Source organism: Neobacillus driksii (assembly GCF_013409995.1).
GTDB classification, from domain to species: domain Bacteria; phylum Bacillota; class Bacilli; order Bacillales; family Cytobacillaceae; genus Neobacillus; species Neobacillus driksii.
In genome coordinates this window covers 1-17,468 of sequence record NZ_JACCBX010000004.1, presented here as the reverse complement: position 1 = coordinate 17,468, position 17,468 = coordinate 1, and the positions used below count along the sequence as shown (strand labels likewise).

General features: G+C 38.8%; 14 protein-coding genes. All 14 read left to right on the top strand.

Features of this window, described 5'->3' with window-relative positions:
* Positions 1-127: 127 nt before the first annotated feature.
* Positions 128-4,450 (top strand): PolC-type DNA polymerase III, encoded by a 4,323-nt coding sequence (locus F4694_RS09340; RefSeq protein WP_179597165.1) that lies wholly within the window; start codon positions 128-130, stop codon positions 4,448-4,450.
* A gap of 212 nt (positions 4,451-4,662) precedes the next feature.
* The gene (rimP, locus tag F4694_RS09335; RefSeq protein WP_179597163.1) at positions 4,663-5,133 is read left to right on the top strand and encodes a ribosome maturation factor RimP; all 471 of its coding nucleotides are present in this window, start codon (positions 4,663-4,665) and stop codon (positions 5,131-5,133) included.
* A 41-nt stretch (positions 5,134-5,174) separates the two neighbouring features.
* Positions 5,175-6,296: a transcription termination factor NusA gene (nusA, locus tag F4694_RS09330; protein WP_179597161.1), complete on the top strand. Its 1,122-nt coding sequence runs from the start codon at positions 5,175-5,177 to the stop codon at positions 6,294-6,296.
* Between the two features lie 18 nt (positions 6,297-6,314).
* Complete coding sequence (gene rnpM / locus F4694_RS09325) at positions 6,315-6,599, top strand: RNase P modulator RnpM (RefSeq protein WP_179597159.1); 285 nt, start codon at positions 6,315-6,317, stop codon at positions 6,597-6,599.
* Positions 6,596-6,898 carry a YlxQ family RNA-binding protein gene (locus tag F4694_RS09320; RefSeq protein WP_179597157.1) on the top strand — a complete coding sequence of 101 codons (303 nt, stop codon included), beginning with the start codon at positions 6,596-6,598 and terminating at the stop codon, positions 6,896-6,898. Before rnpM ends, F4694_RS09320 begins: the two co-directional genes overlap by 4 nt.
* Positions 6,899-6,917: 19 nt before the next feature.
* A complete protein-coding gene (gene infB, locus F4694_RS09315) occupies positions 6,918-9,191 on the top strand; it encodes a translation initiation factor IF-2 (RefSeq protein WP_179597155.1) in 2,274 nt (757 codons plus the stop codon).
* Entirely contained in the window at positions 9,188-9,469 is a 282-nt protein-coding gene (locus F4694_RS09310) for a DUF503 domain-containing protein (RefSeq protein WP_179597153.1), read from the top strand. Before infB ends, F4694_RS09310 begins: the two co-directional genes overlap by 4 nt.
* Positions 9,470-9,485: 16 nt before the next feature.
* Entirely contained in the window at positions 9,486-9,857 is a 372-nt protein-coding gene (rbfA, locus tag F4694_RS09305; protein ID WP_179161206.1) for a 30S ribosome-binding factor RbfA, read from the top strand.
* 60 nt (positions 9,858-9,917) lie between these two features.
* Complete coding sequence (gene truB / locus F4694_RS09300; RefSeq protein WP_179597151.1) at positions 9,918-10,838, top strand: tRNA pseudouridine(55) synthase TruB; 921 nt, start codon at positions 9,918-9,920, stop codon at positions 10,836-10,838.
* Between the two features lie 30 nt (positions 10,839-10,868).
* Positions 10,869-11,816: a bifunctional riboflavin kinase/FAD synthetase gene (ribF, locus tag F4694_RS09295; RefSeq protein WP_179597149.1), complete on the top strand. Its 948-nt coding sequence runs from the start codon at positions 10,869-10,871 to the stop codon at positions 11,814-11,816.
* A gap of 380 nt (positions 11,817-12,196) precedes the next feature.
* Positions 12,197-12,466, top strand: coding sequence for a 30S ribosomal protein S15 (gene rpsO, locus F4694_RS09290; protein WP_063254317.1), 270 nt, complete (start codon positions 12,197-12,199; stop codon positions 12,464-12,466).
* Positions 12,467-12,693: 227 nt separating this feature from the next.
* Entirely contained in the window at positions 12,694-14,820 is a 2,127-nt protein-coding gene (gene pnp, locus F4694_RS09285) for a polyribonucleotide nucleotidyltransferase (RefSeq protein WP_179597147.1), read from the top strand.
* A gap of 125 nt (positions 14,821-14,945) precedes the next feature.
* Positions 14,946-15,893 carry a polysaccharide deacetylase family protein gene (locus F4694_RS09280; protein WP_179597145.1) on the top strand — a complete coding sequence of 316 codons (948 nt, stop codon included), beginning with the start codon at positions 14,946-14,948 and terminating at the stop codon, positions 15,891-15,893.
* A 70-nt stretch (positions 15,894-15,963) separates the two neighbouring features.
* On the top strand, positions 15,964-17,202 hold the full coding sequence (locus F4694_RS09275) for a M16 family metallopeptidase (protein ID WP_179597143.1): 1,239 nt from the start codon (positions 15,964-15,966) through the stop codon (positions 17,200-17,202).
* The last annotated feature ends 266 nt before the right edge of the window (positions 17,203-17,468 follow it).

Below are 17,468 nucleotides of genomic sequence, written 5' to 3'. Positions count from 1 at the left end.
TTTTTTATTTACTCATTTGGTTTTATTTTTCTGTCGAAATTAGCCGAATGATTAGGTATCATATGATATAATTACTTTTTGATAAAAGAATAAGTATAGAGATTTTATATAGATGGGAGAGGGAATGATGAGCGAACATGCCTCTGGCAAAAAAGAGCGATTCTTACTCTTGCTCCAGCAACTAGAATTAATAGAGGACGCTGTTGTAGCACAATTTCAGAATGCACAAATTGACAGATTTATTGTTGAAAAAAAGGCAAGAAAATGGCATTTTCAATTTTTATTAGAAAAAATTCTTCCTTATAGTTTATATCTTCGTTTTACTACTCAACTTGAAAGAAAATTCTCAAATATAGCGAATATTACCTATGATTTAAAAGTAGAAGATCAAAGCTTTCAGCCAGAATTACTTCTAGAATATTGGAATCATAGTATTCAACAAATCGATGGTATCTCGCCGCCGATGCTAAAATTATTAAATGAACAAGTACCGGCTGTTAGTGGTAATAAGTTAACGATTTCGGTACGCAATGACACAGAAGGCATGGCCTTAAAAAAGAAATATGGTTCAATGATAACCACTTTATATCAATCATACGGGTTTCCGAGTTTAACACTTGAAACTGACATCAAGAGTGAAGAAAAAAATGACGAATATCAACAGTTTTTATTAGCAAAACAAAAAGAAGATCAAGAACGCGGACTCATGGCCTTAGCTGATTTACAAAAGAAAGAAGCGGAGAAGGACGCTAGCGGAGCTGTTTCTGAGGGGCCGCTCTCAATTGGTCTAACAATTAAAGATGATTCAGATCTTCGAAACATGATTGATATTGTCGATGAAGAAAGAAGAGTCACAGTTGAAGGGTTTATTTTTGATGCGGAGACAAGAGAGTTGAGAAGCGGTCGTACGCTGCTAACCTTTAAGATTACGGATTATACAAGTTCTCTTATGGTTAAAATGTTTTCACGGGATAAGGAAGACGCTGCTCTATACCAGTTAATCAAAAAAGGTATGTGGGTTAGAGTTCGGGGAAGCATTCAAAATGATACGTTTGTACGTGATTTAGTCATGATTGGAAATGACATAAATGAAATTAAACCAGAGGGCCGTAAAGATACAGCTCCTGAAGACCAAAAGCGAGTGGAACTCCATCTGCATACTCCAATGAGTTCAATGGATGCAGTCACTCCCGTTGGGGCGCTCATTGCTCAAGCCAAGAAGTGGGGGCATAAGGCGATTGCCGTTACGGACCATGCTGTGGCACAATCCTTCCCAGAGGCTTATGGTGCAGGAAAGAAAAATGATATTAAAATCCTTTATGGTGTAGAAGTAAATCTTGTCGATGATGGTGTACCGATTGCCTATAATGATGCCCATCGTTTAATTGCTGAAGATACATTTGTGGTATTTGACGTGGAAACAACTGGTTTGTCAGCCGTGTATGATACGATTATTGAACTCGCGGCAGTTAAGATTAGAAATGGGGAAATCATTGACCGATTTGAGTCATTTGCAAATCCACATCATCGATTATCAGCTACAACCATTAACCTAACTGGTATCACAGATGATATGGTGCAAAATGCTCCTGAAGTTGGCGAAGTAATTCAACGGTTTTATGATTGGGTAGGGGATGCTGTTCTTGTAGCCCACAATGCTTCGTTCGATATGGGGTTCCTAAATGTTGGCTATAAAAACATTGGTCTTGAAAAGGCAAAAAATCCTGTTATTGATACGCTTGAATTAGGTAGATTTCTTTATCCAGAAATGAAAAATCATCGTTTAAATACATTGGCAAAGAAATTTGATATTGAATTAACCCAACATCATCGGGCGATTTATGATGCAGAAGCCACAGGGTATTTACTTTTAAAAATGCTTAAGGATGCTGCAGAAAAAGGTATAGAGTACCATGATCAATTTAACGATAACATGGGGAAAGGGAATGCCTATCAGCGGGCACGTCCTTATCATTGTACGCTGCTTGCACAGACGGAAGTTGGTTTAAAGAACTTATTTAAACTCGTATCCATTTCACATATTGAATATTTTTATAGAGTTCCGAGACTGCCACGGTCCGTGCTTCAAAAATACAGAGAAGGAATTCTTGTTGGATCAGGCTGTAATAAAGGTGAAGTTTTTGAAGGAATGATGCAAAAATCTCCCGATGAAGTAGAAGCGGCGGCACAATTTTATGATTATCTTGAGGTTATGCCGAAGGAAGTCAATGCTCCATTAATTGAAATGGAACTAGTTCGTAATGAAAAGGCACTTGAAGATATCATTGGGAATATTGTAAAGCTTGGCGATAAATTAGGCATTCCAGTTGTTGCAACTGGTAATGTGCATTATTTAAATGAGAACGATAAAATTTATCGTAAGATATTGGTGAACTCACAAGGTGGGGCAAACCCGTTAAATCGCCATAAATTACCGGATGTCCATTTCAGGACAACCAATGAAATGCTTGCTGCGTTTTCCTTCCTTGGAGGAGAAAAGGCGAAAGAAATTGTTATTACTAATACAAACAAAATTGCAGATATGATTGATGTCATTAAGCCAATTAAAGATGACTTATACACGCCGCGAATTGAAGGCGCTGATGAAGAAATGCGCGAAATGAGTTATTCAATGGCAAAGAAGATTTACGGAGAGCCGCTTCCAGAAATCGTGGAAGCACGCCTTGAAAAAGAATTGAAGAGTATTATCGGCCATGGTTTCGCCGTAATCTACTTGATTTCACATAAGCTTGTAAAAAAATCATTGGATGATGGGTACCTTGTGGGTTCACGGGGTTCTGTAGGTTCTTCATTGGTTGCTACAATGACAGAAATCACCGAGGTAAATCCATTACCTCCGCATTACGTCTGTCCTGCCTGCAAGCACTCGGAATTTTTCAATGACGGTTCTGTGGGATCAGGCTTTGATTTACCCGATAAGGATTGCCCGCAATGTGGAAGTAAATATCATAAAGACGGACATGACATTCCGTTTGAAACCTTCCTTGGTTTTAAAGGGGACAAGGTTCCCGATATCGATTTGAATTTCTCTGGGGAGTATCAGCCGCGTGCCCATAACTACACGAAAGTTCTTTTTGGAGAAGATAATGTTTTCCGAGCAGGTACAATTGGTACAGTTGCAGATAAAACAGCTTTTGGATATGTAAAAGCATATCAGCAGGACAATAATTTACAATTACGCGGGGCAGAAATAGAACGACTTGCTTCCGGCTGTACCGGTGTAAAAAGAACAACTGGTCAGCATCCAGGTGGTATTATCGTTATTCCTGATTACATGGATGTCTATGACTTTTCACCAATACAGTTCCCTGCAGATGATAGAAACTCTGAATGGAAAACGACCCATTTTGATTTCCATTCCATTCACGATAACGTCTTAAAGCTTGATATACTTGGGCACGATGATCCGACTGTAATAAGAATGCTGCAGGATCTTAGTGGAATGGACCCAAAAACGATTCCAACTGATGATCCCGAAGTGATGAAGATTTTTAGTGGAACCGAATCATTAGGTGTAACCGAACAGCAAATTATGTGTAAAACAGGTACACTTGGAATCCCTGAATTCGGGACACGTTTCGTACGCCAAATGCTTGAAGATACAAAACCAACAACGTTCTCTGAACTTGTCCAAATTTCTGGTCTGTCACACGGAACAGATGTATGGCTGGGAAATGCACAAGAATTAATTCATAACAACATCTGTAATCTGAGTGAAGTTATCGGTTGTCGTGATGATATCATGGTCTACCTTATTTATCAGGGACTAGAACCATCATTTGCTTTTAAAATCATGGAGTCGGTTCGTAAAGGGAAAGGTCTCTCTGAAGACATGGAAGCGGAAATGCGCCGTAATGAAGTACCGGAATGGTATATTGATTCTTGTAAAAAGATTAAATATATGTTCCCTAAGGCCCACGCAGCTGCTTATGTTTTAATGGCAGTTAGAATTGCCTATTTTAAGGTACATCTTCCGCTCTTATACTATGCAGCCTATTTTACCGTTCGTGCAGAAGATTTTGATTTGGAAGTAATGACAAGAGGTTCTGAATCCATTCGGGCAAAAATTGAGGAAATCAATGCAAAAGGACTTGAAGCCTCAAATAAGGAAAAAAACCTATTAACCGTTCTCGAGTTGGCCCTTGAAATGGTGGAAAGGGGCTTTTCTTTCCAAAACTATGACCTATATAAATCTGACGCGTCTGAGTTTATTATTGAAGGAAATTCTTTAATCCCCCCATTTAATTCAATACCAGGGCTCGGAACGAATGCCGCTTATAACATTGTAAAGGCAAGAAAAGATGGAGAATTTCTATCGAAAGAAGACCTACAGCAACGTGGTAAAGTATCAAAAACTATTCTAGAATATTTAGACAAGCAAGGTTGCCTTGGAGCTTTACCAGAACAAAATCAGCTTTCCCTATTCTAGATGGTAATAACCTTGATTTAATGCGATTCGGTTTGCATATAAAATTTGGTTATGGTATAGTTTTATTGGAAATACTAAGAAATACTCTCGTGTTAAAGAGTGGGGAAACCCGCTCTTTCGTTTTTGTATTGGATAATTTTACAGAGTTATTGATAAAACTTTCCGTGAAATACGTATAATATGGGTGAAAATGTCGGTAAAGGAGGTTAAACATGAGCAAAGTAACGGAAGTAGTAGAAGAGCTAACGCAGCCAATTTTACAAGAATTAGATTTAGAATTGGTGGAAATTGAGTTTGTCAAAGAAGGGAAAAACTGGTTTCTTCGCGTATATATTGATAAAGAAAACGGTGTTGATATTGAGGACTGTGGCACTGTCAGTGAACGACTTAGTGAAAAACTCGATGAGCTTGACCCGATAACCCAAAATTATTTTCTTGAGGTATCCTCTCCTGGTGCAGAAAGACCGTTGAAAAAGGCGAAGGACTTCGAAAAGGCAATTGGTAAAAATGTGTTCATTAAAACATACGAGCCCATTGACGGTGAAAAAGGATTTGAAGGAAAGTTACTTGATTATGATGGGCAGACAGTAAAAGTTGAAATCAAAATCAAGACTCGTAAAAAAATCATCGAGATTCCTTTTGAAAAAGTGGCTAGTGCAAGGCTAGCAGTTATTTTTTCATAATAAAAGATAAATATATATGAAAGATAGGGGGATATGATCAAATGAGCAGCGAATTATTAGATGCTCTTACTATACTAGAAAGAGAAAAGGGCATTTCTAGAGATGTATTAATCGATGCGATTGAAGCCGCACTTATCTCGGCATATCGACGCAATTTCAATCAAGCCCAAAATGTTCGGATTGACTTGAATCTGGGAACAGGCTCCATGCGTGTTTTTGCCAGAAAAGAAGTGGTAGATGAAGTGTTTGACCCTCGTCTTGAAATATCATTAGCAGATGCCAGGAACATTAACCCTAATTATGCTGTAGAAGATGTAGTGGAAATGGAAGTAACACCTAAGGACTTCGGAAGAATTGCAGCTCAAACAGCAAAGCAAGTGGTTACACAAAGAGTTAGAGAGGCTGAAAGAGGCATAATTTATTCCGAGTTTATTGATCGTGAAGAAGATATCATGACCGGAATTGTTCAAAGACTTGATTCAAAGTTTATTTATGTAAGTCTTGGAAAGATTGAGGCTCTTCTCCCTGTTAATGAACAAATGCCAAATGAGCGGTATAAGCCACATGACCGAATAAAGGTTTTTATTACGAAGGTTGAGAAGACAACGAAGGGTCCACAAATTTTCGTATCTCGTACCCATCCTGGATTACTAAAAAGATTGTTCGAGATTGAAGTTCCAGAAATATATGATGGAACAGTTGAAATAAAATCAGTTGCTCGTGAAGCAGGCGACCGTTCAAAAATTTCTGTTCATTCGGATAATAATGAAGTTGACCCAGTTGGATCTTGCGTAGGTCCAAAAGGCACAAGGGTTCAAGCCGTTGTAAATGAATTAAAAGGTGAAAAAATCGATATTGTTAAATGGTCCGACAATCCTGTCATCTTTGTTGCAAATTCATTAAGCCCATCTAAAGTATTAGATGTCATGGTGAATGAGTCTGAAAAAGCAACCACTGTAGTTGTACCAGATTATCAACTTTCACTGGCAATTGGAAAACGCGGACAAAATGCCCGTTTAGCTGCAAAATTAACAGGTTGGAAAATAGATATCAAATCAGAAACAGAAGCACGTGAACTAGGAATCTATCCACGTGAAGAAATGATTCGGCTTTTTGATGATCAAGTAGATGTAGACTTTAATGAAGAAGAAGAAAAGGAATAAGAAGTGAGGTGAATGATCGTGAACAATCGTAAAAAAGTTCCTATGCGGAAGTGTGTCGCAACCGGTGAAATGAAGCCGAAAAAAGAACTCGTTCGCATCGTTCGCTCAAAAGAAGGGGATGTATCTATCGACTTGACAGGGAAAAAGTCGGGCAGAGGTGCATACCTTTCAAAGGACAAGGAAGCGGTCCTACTAGCCAAGAAAAAAAACATCCTATCTAATCATCTAGAAGTTTCGATTAATGAGACTTTATACGAGGAACTTTTAGAATTGATAGAAAAGGATAATAGGCAGTCCATATGAATACAAATCCATGGATGTCGTTACTTGGCTTAGCAAATCGAGCACGGAAAATCATATCGGGCGAAGAGCTTTCTGTTAAGGAGATTCGAAGCGGAAAAGCAAAGCTCGTTTTATTATCGGCAGATGCATCTGCAAATACGACAAAGAAAATTACAGATAAATGTAAATCATACGAAGTTCCATATAAACTAGTGGAAGATCGCCACCTTCTGGGCCAAGCGATTGGCAAGGAAGCCCGCGTTGTTGTAGCTGTACTGGATGATGGATTTGCAAAGAAATTGATGACGTTGCTCGATTAATTTTAGCGGGGGTGAAAATATGAGTAAAATACGTGTTTATGAGTACGCAAAAAAACACAATATTTCAAGTAAAGATGTAATAAATAAATTAAAAGAAATGAACATAGAGGTTTCAAATCATATGGCAACAATTGAGGATGCCGCGGTTGTAAAGCTTGACGCAACCTACAACAAAAATGAAAGCAAACCACAACAAAAGCAAGCTAGACCGCAACAGCAAAATCGCCAGAATCAGAAACCACAGCAGCAGGGAGTTAAACCACAAGTGCAAAGTAAAACAAGCCCAAAAGCTTTTGAGGACGACGACGCAAAGACTACAACTCCTAGCAAGGTAAAAGTGGTATCACCACCGAAAGCGGTTGACAGCAAAAAGCACAGTCAACAATTTCAATCTAAGGAAAATAAAGTTTTCAGCGCTGGAAAAGGGAATAAAAAACCTTTTAATAATAATAATCAAAATCGCAATAATAATAACAACCGGAAAAAGAATCATACTCCGGTTCAGCAAACACAGCCTCAGGTAAAGAAGGTAAAAGAACTTCCAACTAAAATTACTTTTAGTGAATCTCTTACTGTAGGCGAACTTGCTAAAAAAATCTACCGCGAACCTTCCGAAATTATCAAGAAGCTCTTTCTACTGGGAGTAATGGCAACCATTAATCAGGTGTTAGATAAAGACGCAATTGAATTAATTGCCAGTGAATACGGGGTTGAGGTCGAAGAAGAAATTAAAATCGATACAACAGATCTTGAAGTTTATTTTACTGAAGACACACCTGAAGATCTTGTAGAAAGACCTTCAGTAGTTACGATTATGGGTCACGTTGACCACGGTAAAACCACATTGCTTGATTCCATTCGTAACACAAAAGTTACAGAAGGTGAAGCAGGGGGAATTACCCAGCATATTGGTGCATACCAAGTTGTTGAAAACGGGAAGAAGATTACATTCCTTGATACTCCGGGACATGCTGCATTTACAACGATGCGTGCACGTGGTGCGAAAATCACAGATATTACAATCCTTGTAGTTGCTGCTGATGATGGTGTAATGCCGCAAACAGTTGAAGCGATTAACCATGCGAAGGCTGCAGAGGTTCCAATTATCGTTGCCGTTAATAAGATGGATAAAGAGGCTGCGAACGCAGATCGTGTTATGCAAGAGCTTACCGAGCATGGATTAGTGTCCGAAGCTTGGGGTGGAGATACAATCTTTGTTCCACTATCCGCGAAAACTGGGGAAGGAATCGATAATCTGTTGGAAATGATTCTACTTGTTAGTGAAGTGGAAGAATGGAAAGCAAACCCTAATCGTAAAGCAGTTGGAACAGTAATTGAGGCACAATTAGATAAAGGCCGTGGATCAGTGGCTACTTTGCTTGTTCAGAATGGTACATTGAAAATCGGTGATCCAATTGTTGTAGGAAACACGTATGGCCGTGTTCGTGCAATGGTAAATGATTTAGGACGCCGAGTGAAAGAAGCTGGACCATCAACACCTGTTGAAATTACAGGTTTAAGTGATGTTCCACAAGCTGGTGACCGTTTCGTTGTATTTGACGATGAAAAAACTGCTCGTCAAGTTGGGGAAGCACGTGCACAACAAGCACTTGCGGCTCAACGCGGAGAGAAATCAATCGTCAGCCTTGATAATTTATTTGAGCAGTTAAAACAGGGTGAGATGAAGGATTTAAATATCATCCTCAAAGCCGATGTTCAAGGTTCGGCTGAAGCCGTAGCAGCCTCACTGCAAAAAATTGACGTTGAAGGCGTAAATATCAAAATTATTCATAGTGGTGCTGGTGCCATCAATGAATCAGATATTACCCTTGCCTCTGCTTCTAATGCCATTGTAATCGGCTTTAACGTTCGTCCTGATGTTAATGCGAAGCGCGCAGCTGAACAAGAAAAGGTCGACGTTCGACTTCACAGTATTATTTACAAGGTAATAGAAGAAATCGAAGCTGCAATGAAGGGTATGCTTGATCCAGAATTTAAAGAAAAAGTAATTGGTCAAGCGGAAATTCGTCAAACCTTTAAAGTTTCAAAGGTTGGAACCATTGCCGGTTCTTATGTAACAGACGGGAAAATAACTCGTGATAGCGGAATTCGTTTGATTCGTAACGGTGTTGTCATCTTTGAAGGAAATATCGATGCATTAAAACGTTTTAAAGATGATGCCAAAGAGGTTTCACAAGGTTATGAATGTGGTATTACCATTAAGAACTTCAATGATGTTAAAGAAGGAGATATTATTGAAGCTTACGTAATGGAAGAAATTGAACGTAAATGATCGTAGGTTTAGCCGTTTGTGAATGTATCATCTACGATGCTCATTCTTTAAAAGAGAAACGGGCTGTATTACAGCGAATTCTTACCAGGTTAAAACAAAAATTTAATGTATCAGTTTCAGAAGTTGGCTATCAGGATGTGTGGCAAAGGACGAAAATAGCCATTGTGGCCGTAACATCGAATCGGGTAATGACTGAACTGGAACTGCAAAATGCATTTAAATTAATTGATTCTTTTCCTGAGATTGAAAGAACGATCACCGAAGTAGAATGGCTTTAAGTTAAGAGGTGAAGTGATGAGCCACAGAGCAAATCGTGTTGGAGAGCAAATGAAGAAAGAACTAAGTGACATCATCGGGCGGAAAATTAAGGATCCCCGGATCGGCTTCGTGACGGTTACAGATGTTCAAGTAACAGGAGATCTCCAACAAGCAAAAGTATATATTTCTGTTTTGGGCGATGAAGAGCAAAAGGAAAACACGCTTAAAGGTCTTGCAAAGGCGAAAGGATTTATCCGAACTGAAATTGGACATCGTATACGTTTACGCAAGACTCCTGAGATCCTTTTTGAATGGGATGAATCGATGGATTATGGAAATCGAATCAATTCTCTCATTCATCAATTGCACCATGAAGAAAGAAGCATGGAAAAAAATGAAGAAGAATAAATGGATAGACAATTGTCTATCCTTTTTTTTCGATACAAAATTGAATTGGAGTGACCGGCGATGGAAGGAATCATCCCTTTATATAAACCGGCAGGACTAACGTCGCATGATTGTGTTTTTAGATTAAGAAAAATATTAAAAACAAAAAAGGTGGGCCATACGGGCACACTTGACCCAGATGTGACCGGAGTTCTTCCTATTTGTATTGGTAGAGCAACAAAAGTTGCAGAATACATAACTGACGCTGGAAAGAGTTATGAAGGAGAAGTGACACTTGGATACTCCACAACAACCGAGGATGCTTCAGGAGAAATGGTTGAAGAGAAAAAGGTAGAAGGTACCATAAGTAGGAAAGAAATCCTTCAAGTCCTCAATTCTTTCACTGGTGAAATAGAACAAACACCACCGATGTTTTCAGCGGTAAAAGTGAATGGGACTCGTTTATACGAATATGCCCGCAAAGGAATAGAAGTGGAACGTCCTACGAGAAAGGTAACTATCTATTCGATGGAGCTGCTTGACGATAGAGAGGAATTTTCAGGTGAAACTGTCTCATTTCGATTTAGAGTGAGTTGCAGCAAAGGAACCTATATCAGGACACTAGCAGTAATGATTGGCGAAGAACTTGGCTATCCTGCACATATGTCAAATTTAATTAGGACCCAATCATCTGCGTTTACAATTGATGATTGTTTGACTTTTGAACAGATTGAAAAATCAGTGGAAGCTGGTACGATATCCTCCTTTTTAAGACCTTTAGAAATGGCACTTTCTCATTTGCCGAAATACATAATAAATGATAAAGTAGCAGAGAAAGTGAAAAATGGCGCACTTTTACCAATACCAGAGCATTTAAAAAATAGTAACGGACCTATTAGCGCTGAAACGGAAGAAGGCAAAGCACTTGCCATTTATTCGGTACACCCGAACAAACCAGGGCTGTTGAAACCGGTTAAAGTTTTGCGTAATGATCAAGGTTAAAAAGGTTACGGTCAGAAAAGGTGAGTTTCATTGGAAGTAATAAAATTAGAATTCCCATTAAATATAGAAAAAACGCAAATACCTCCATTATCAATGGCACTTGGTTATTTTGACGGAGTTCATCTTGGTCATCAAAAGGTTATTCTTGAAGCTAAAAAACAAGCTAATCAAAAAGGACTGCTGTCCGCCGTTATGACCTTTGATCCTCATCCATCCGTTGTTTTAGGCAAAAATGAAAAGCATGTTCAATATATAACACCGCTAGCCGAAAAAATTAATTTAATTGAGGAACTAGGCATCGATTATCTATTTATCGTAAATTTTACGGCAGAATTTGCAAACCTGCTTCCCCAAGAATTTATCGATCAGTATGTTATTGATTTGAATGTAAAACATGTCGTGGCAGGATTTGATTTCTCTTATGGCCGTATGGGAAAAGGATCCATGGAAATTTTACCCTTTCATTCAAGAGAGAAATTCACTTTCACCATCGTTGATAAATTCACTAGTGGTGATGAGAAAGTAAGTTCAACGCGAATTCGTCAATATATAAAAAACGGAAGAACCACTGAGCTGCCTGAATTACTTGGCAGGTTCTATACCACAGCCGGCATAGTCGTCCATGGGGATAAAAGAGGCAGGACAATTGGTTTCCCTACTGCAAATGTAGATACAATGGATGAATTTATTTTACCCCCTCTGGGTGTTTACGCCGTACAAATCAAGATCGGTCAAGACTGGTACGAAGGTGTTTGTAATGTTGGCTACAAACCAACATTCAATAAAGACGCTTTAAAGGTTTCAGTAGAGGCCCATATCTTTAACTTCAAAAAAGATATTTATGGAAAGAAAGTAACCATCGAATGGCACCAATACCTAAGAAAAGAACAAAAATTCTCGGGAATTGATGAACTGGTGGCACAAATCGAAAAAGACAAACAGAATGCAATTGAATACTTTAATTATAGGCTACGTTAAAGCTGAGTATTGATTTTGGCACTCTGTTGATTTGCGCGGAAGGCACGAAGACTCCTGCGGGAGGACGGGGCAGGGGAAACCCCGCAGGCGCTAAGGCGCCGAGGAGGCTCCCCGGACCGCCCGCGGAAAGCGAAGTGCCTCGTGACGGGCAAAAACCGGCTGTCCCTGCGATGATTATTCGAAGAAGCTTTCCTTAGTCGAGCGCAAATCAACAGACTAATTTAGTACAGTTTAATAAATAGCTTTTTTAGCGATTAACTTGCAATTTGTCGTAAAACGTTGTATTCTTATTAACGTATTAAAAATAACCTTTGCTTGGCAAGTCGAGTCACCGACGCTTGCTCAGTAACAGGGGATAGTAAATTTAGGAGGTGAATAGGATGGCAATCACACAAGAACGTAAAAACGAACTTATCGCTGAGTATAAAACTCATGATAATGACACTGGATCTGCAGAGGTTCAAATCGCTGTCCTTACTGAATCAATCAACAATTTGAATGAGCACTTACGTACTCATAAGAAGGACCACCACTCACGTCGCGGTCTGTTGAAAATGGTTGGTAAGCGTCGTAATCTTTTAACGTACCTACGTAATAAAGATGTTCAACGTTACCGTGAATTAATCAATAAGCTAGGACTTCGTCGATAATCAAAAGAAGCGGGATTTTTCCCGCTTTTTTGTTAGGTTTAAAAAAGATAGCACCTAGTGCAAGATAAATATATTATATACATATTTTAAGTCGCGAAAATTTGAGCATACTATAAGTATATTTGTATTGATAACATAAGCTTTATAAGCTTTTTTATATTAGATGATTAGAGCGATATTATTTCGCATTATCCTCTAAAGTGATTTAGATAGAGAGGGGTAACAATATGGAACAAACGAAACACGAATATTCCATGGATTGGGCTGGACGTAAATTAACTGTTGAAATTGGACAACTAGCCAAACAGGCAAATGGAGCAGTAATGGTCCGTTATGGAGATACTGCAGTTCTAAGTACAGCTACAGCTTCAAAAGAACCAAAAAACTTAGACTTCTTTCCATTAACATGTAACTATGAAGAGCGATTATATGCGGTCGGGAAAATACCTGGCGGATTTATTAAACGTGAAGGTCGTCCTAGTGAAAAAGCTATCTTGGCGAGTCGATTAATTGACCGTCCAATTCGTCCACTTTTTGCAGATGGTTTCCGTAATGACGTGCAAGTAATCAGCATTGTTATGAGTGTGGATCAAGATTGCTCATCAGAGATGGCAGCAATGTTTGGATCATCTTTAGCACTTTGTACATCTGACATTCCATTCGAGGGACCGATTGCAGGTGTAATCGTTGGCAGAGTCGATGGAGCATTTGTAATTAACCCAACAGTAGAACAAGCCGAAAAAAGCGATATTCATTTAACTGTTGCCGGTACGAAAGATGCGATAAACATGGTTGAAGCTGGTGCTGATGAAGTTTCTGAGGAAGTCATGCTTGAGGCTATTATGTATGGACATGAAGAAATTAAGCGCCTCATTGAATTCCAAGAAAAAATTATGGCTGAAGCTGGCAAGGAAAAAAGAGAAATTATTCTTTATGAACTTGATAAAGATTTAGAAGCTGAAGTTAGAGAAATGTGTGAAACTGATATGGTAACCGCCATTCAAGTGCAGGAAAAGCATGCACGTGAGGATGCCATTAAAGAAGTAAAGAATCGTGTAATCGCTAAATTCCAAGAGAATGAGGCAACAGACGATGACATGAAACAAGTAAAACAAATTTTAGATAAAATCGTTAAAGGTGAAGTTCGTCGTTTAATAACCGTTGAAAAGATTCGTCCAGACGGTCGGAAAATCGATGAAATTCGTCCATTATCTTCACAGGTAGGTATTTTACCAAGGACACATGGTTCTGGTTTGTTTACACGTGGACAAACTCAAGCATTAAGTATTTGTACATTAGGAGCAATGGGTGATGTGCAAATTCTAGATGGTTTAGGAATAGAAGAAGAAAAGCGTTTTATGCATCATTACAATTTCCCTCAATTTAGTGTTGGGGAAACTGGACCAATCCGTGGACCAGGTCGTCGTGAGATCGGACATGGTGCTCTAGGTGAGCGAGCATTAGAACCAATTGTACCTTCTGAAAAGGATTTCCCATATACGATTCGCCTTGTTTCTGAAGTCCTTGAATCTAATGGTTCTACCTCTCAAGCGAGTATTTGTGCAAGTACACTTGCGATGATGGATGCTGGTGTTCCGATTAAAGCCCCAGTTGCTGGAATTGCGATGGGACTAGTAAAATCTGGTGAACATTACACCGTTTTATCTGATATTCAAGGTATGGAAGACCATCTAGGTGATATGGATTTCAAAGTGGCAGGAACGGCTAAAGGTGTAACTGCACTTCAGATGGATATAAAAATTAAAGGACTTTCTCGTGAAATCCTAGAAGAAGCACTTCAACAGGCAAAGAAGGGTAGAATGCATATTCTTGATTCTATGCTTGCAACAATAACAGAGCCAAGAAGTGAGCTTTCAAAATTTGCACCCAAAATCTTAACAATGAAAATTAACCCGGATAAAATTCGTGATGTTATTGGACCAAGCGGTAAGCAAATCAATAAGATCATCGAAGAAACTGGTGTTAAAATCGATATTGAACAAGATGGAACTGTATTTATTGCCTCAACTGACCAAGCAATGAACCAAAAAGCAAAGAAAATTATCGAAGATATCGTACGCGAGGTTGAAGTTGGCCAAATGTACCTTGGTAAGGTTAAGCGAATTGAAAAATTCGGTGCTTTTGTTGAGATCTTTGCTGGTAAAGATGGACTTGTCCATATTTCTGAATTGGCCGAGGAACGAGTTGGTAAGGTCGAAGACGTTATTGCAATCGGTGATGAAATTTTAGTCAAAGTTACTGAAATCGATAAACAAGGACGTGTAAACCTTTCACGTAAGGCAATTTTAAAAGAACAACGTGAGAAGGCTGAAAAAGCAGCAGAAAAACAGTAAGAAAGCCTCACTAGGAATAATAGAAAGGTCAGGGGGAACCCTGACTTTTTCCATGTAAGGCGCTTCGGCTTTTAGTTCTACCTTGTCCCCATTATTCATATATTCTGTATGAAGGGGGAAGGTAAATGAAGAAGTTAAGTTTGATCGCTCTCATTTTATTTGTAGCGTGGTTTTCTGTTAACAATCCTCTTGTAAATACATATGTTGCTTCATTAAAAGGAAACGTGGTTACTGTAGGAAAGCAAGAAAATCCGTTATATCAAAGTATTATTAAAAATGCTTCTACATATAATATACCGCCTTCCAATGCTAAAATTGATCAAGTGTGGAAAGCAATCCCAGGCTATAATGGGTTAACTGTCGATATTGAAGCTTCATATAAAAATATGAAAAAAAGCGGCATTTTCGATGAAAAAAAAATAGTATATAAACAAACCACACCATCGGTACATCTTAAGGATTTGCCTCCATCTCCCATTTATCGCGGGCATCCTGACAAACCAATGGTAAGCTTCATTATCAATGTAGCATGGGGAAACGAATATTTACCTGAAATGCTTGCCGCACTTAAAAAACACCAAGTAAAAGCAAGCTTTTTCCTCGAGGGAAGATGGGTAAAAAATAATCCTGACTTGGCAAAAATGATTGTGAGTGCAGGTCATGAAGTTGGGAATCACTCCTATACACATCCTGACATGAAGAGAATTACTGCTGCACAAACAAGGGAGCAATTGTTAAAAACAAATGAAGTCATTGAAGCAGCTACAGGTAATAAGAGCATTTGGTTTGCACCACCCAGCGGCAGTTACCGGGACGAAACTGTTAAAATAGCTGCTGAATTAAAAATGAAGACCGTTATGTGGACGGTAGATACGATAGATTGGCAAAAACCTACACCTGACCAACTAATCAATCGAGTTATTTCTAAGATTGATAATGGCTCAATGGTCCTCATGCATCCAACAGAGTCTACCGCAAAATCATTAGATCGCTTAATCACACTCATTGAAGAAAAAAGTTTAAAAATAGGGACTGTTAGCGATTTAATGAGCGAAGAAAGAATTCTGAAATAAATTAACCAAATAATCCAGATAATAATTGATAAAGCTCTAGTTTCCGCTTTCTATAGATAGGAGGATTTTGATGATTAACAGATATTCTTGCAAAAATGGAGTAAGAATTGTATTAGAAAATATACCAACAGTGAGATCTGTAGCAATTGGAGTATGGATCGGCACTGGCTCAAGAAATGAAAATCCCCAAACGAATGGAATTTCACACTTTTTAGAGCATATGTTTTTTAAAGGTACAACAACAAGGTCAGCGAAAGAAATAGCAGAATCCTTTGATAGCATTGGAGGGCAAGTAAATGCCTTTACCTCAAAGGAGTACACTTGTTACTACGCTAAAGTTTTGGATACACATGCGCAATTCGCTTTGGATGTATTAGCTGATATGTTCTTCAATTCAACCTTTGTTGAAGAGGAATTAAATAAAGAAAGAAATGTAGTTCTAGAAGAAATTAAAATGTATGATGATACTCCAGATGATATTGTTCATGATTTACTTAGCAGGGCTATTTATGGAGACCATCCTCTAGGTTACCCTATATTAGGTACAGAAGAAACGCTAAATACGTTTACCGGAGATACGCTTAAAGACTATATCCACAATCATTACACACCGGAAAATGTCGTAATTTCAATTGCGGGAAATGTTTCTGAAAGTTTTATTAAGGAAGTGGAAAAGTATTTCGGGTCGTATGAAGGCGGGAAAAGTGCGATCACAGAAAACATTCCAACGTTCCATTCCAATCGATTATCGCGAAAGAAAGAAACAGAACAAGCACACCTATGTATTGGTTTTGAAGGCTTAAAGATAGGACATGAAGACGTCTACAGCTTAATTATTTTAAATAACATCCTAGGCGGCAGTATGAGCAGCAGGTTGTTCCAAGAAGTTCGTGAACAGCGAGGGTTAGCCTATTCTGTCTTCTCTTACCATTCTGCTTACCAGGATAATGGAGTGGTAACCGTCTATGGAGGAACTGGTGCAAAGCAACTTGATGTACTATTTGAAACCATTCAAGAAACATTAGAAAAATTAAAACAAGATGGTATTACTGAAAAAGAATTAATTAATAGTAAAGAGCAATTAAAAGGAAGCTTAATGTTAAGTTTAGAAAGTACAAATAGCAGGATGAGCCGAAACGGCAAAAATGAGCTATTATTGAAGCGCCACCGTTCATTGGATGAAATTATTGAACAAATTGACCAAGTAACCAAGCAAAGTGTAGATGGAATGGCTACCTCTGTATTTACAAACAAGTATTCTGTTTCCTTGATCAGTCCAGACGGAGAATTACCAAAAGGTTTAAGATAAAAGAAAAAACAGTTCACCTGAACTGTCAGATTGTCGAGAAAGGTATCTCTCTCGGCAATTTTTATTTTTTTGCCTGCCCAAAGGCCTGTTGATTTCCGCTCCAGGTGCTTCGCTTTCCGCGGGCGTGCCGGGGAGCCTCCTCGGCGCTTAAGCGCCTGTGGGGTCTCCCCAGCCCCGTACTCCCGCAGGAGTCTTCACACCTTCCGCTCCAATCAACAGGGAGAAATGCCCAGGAGATTGCCACACACTTTTTCCAAACCGGCTAA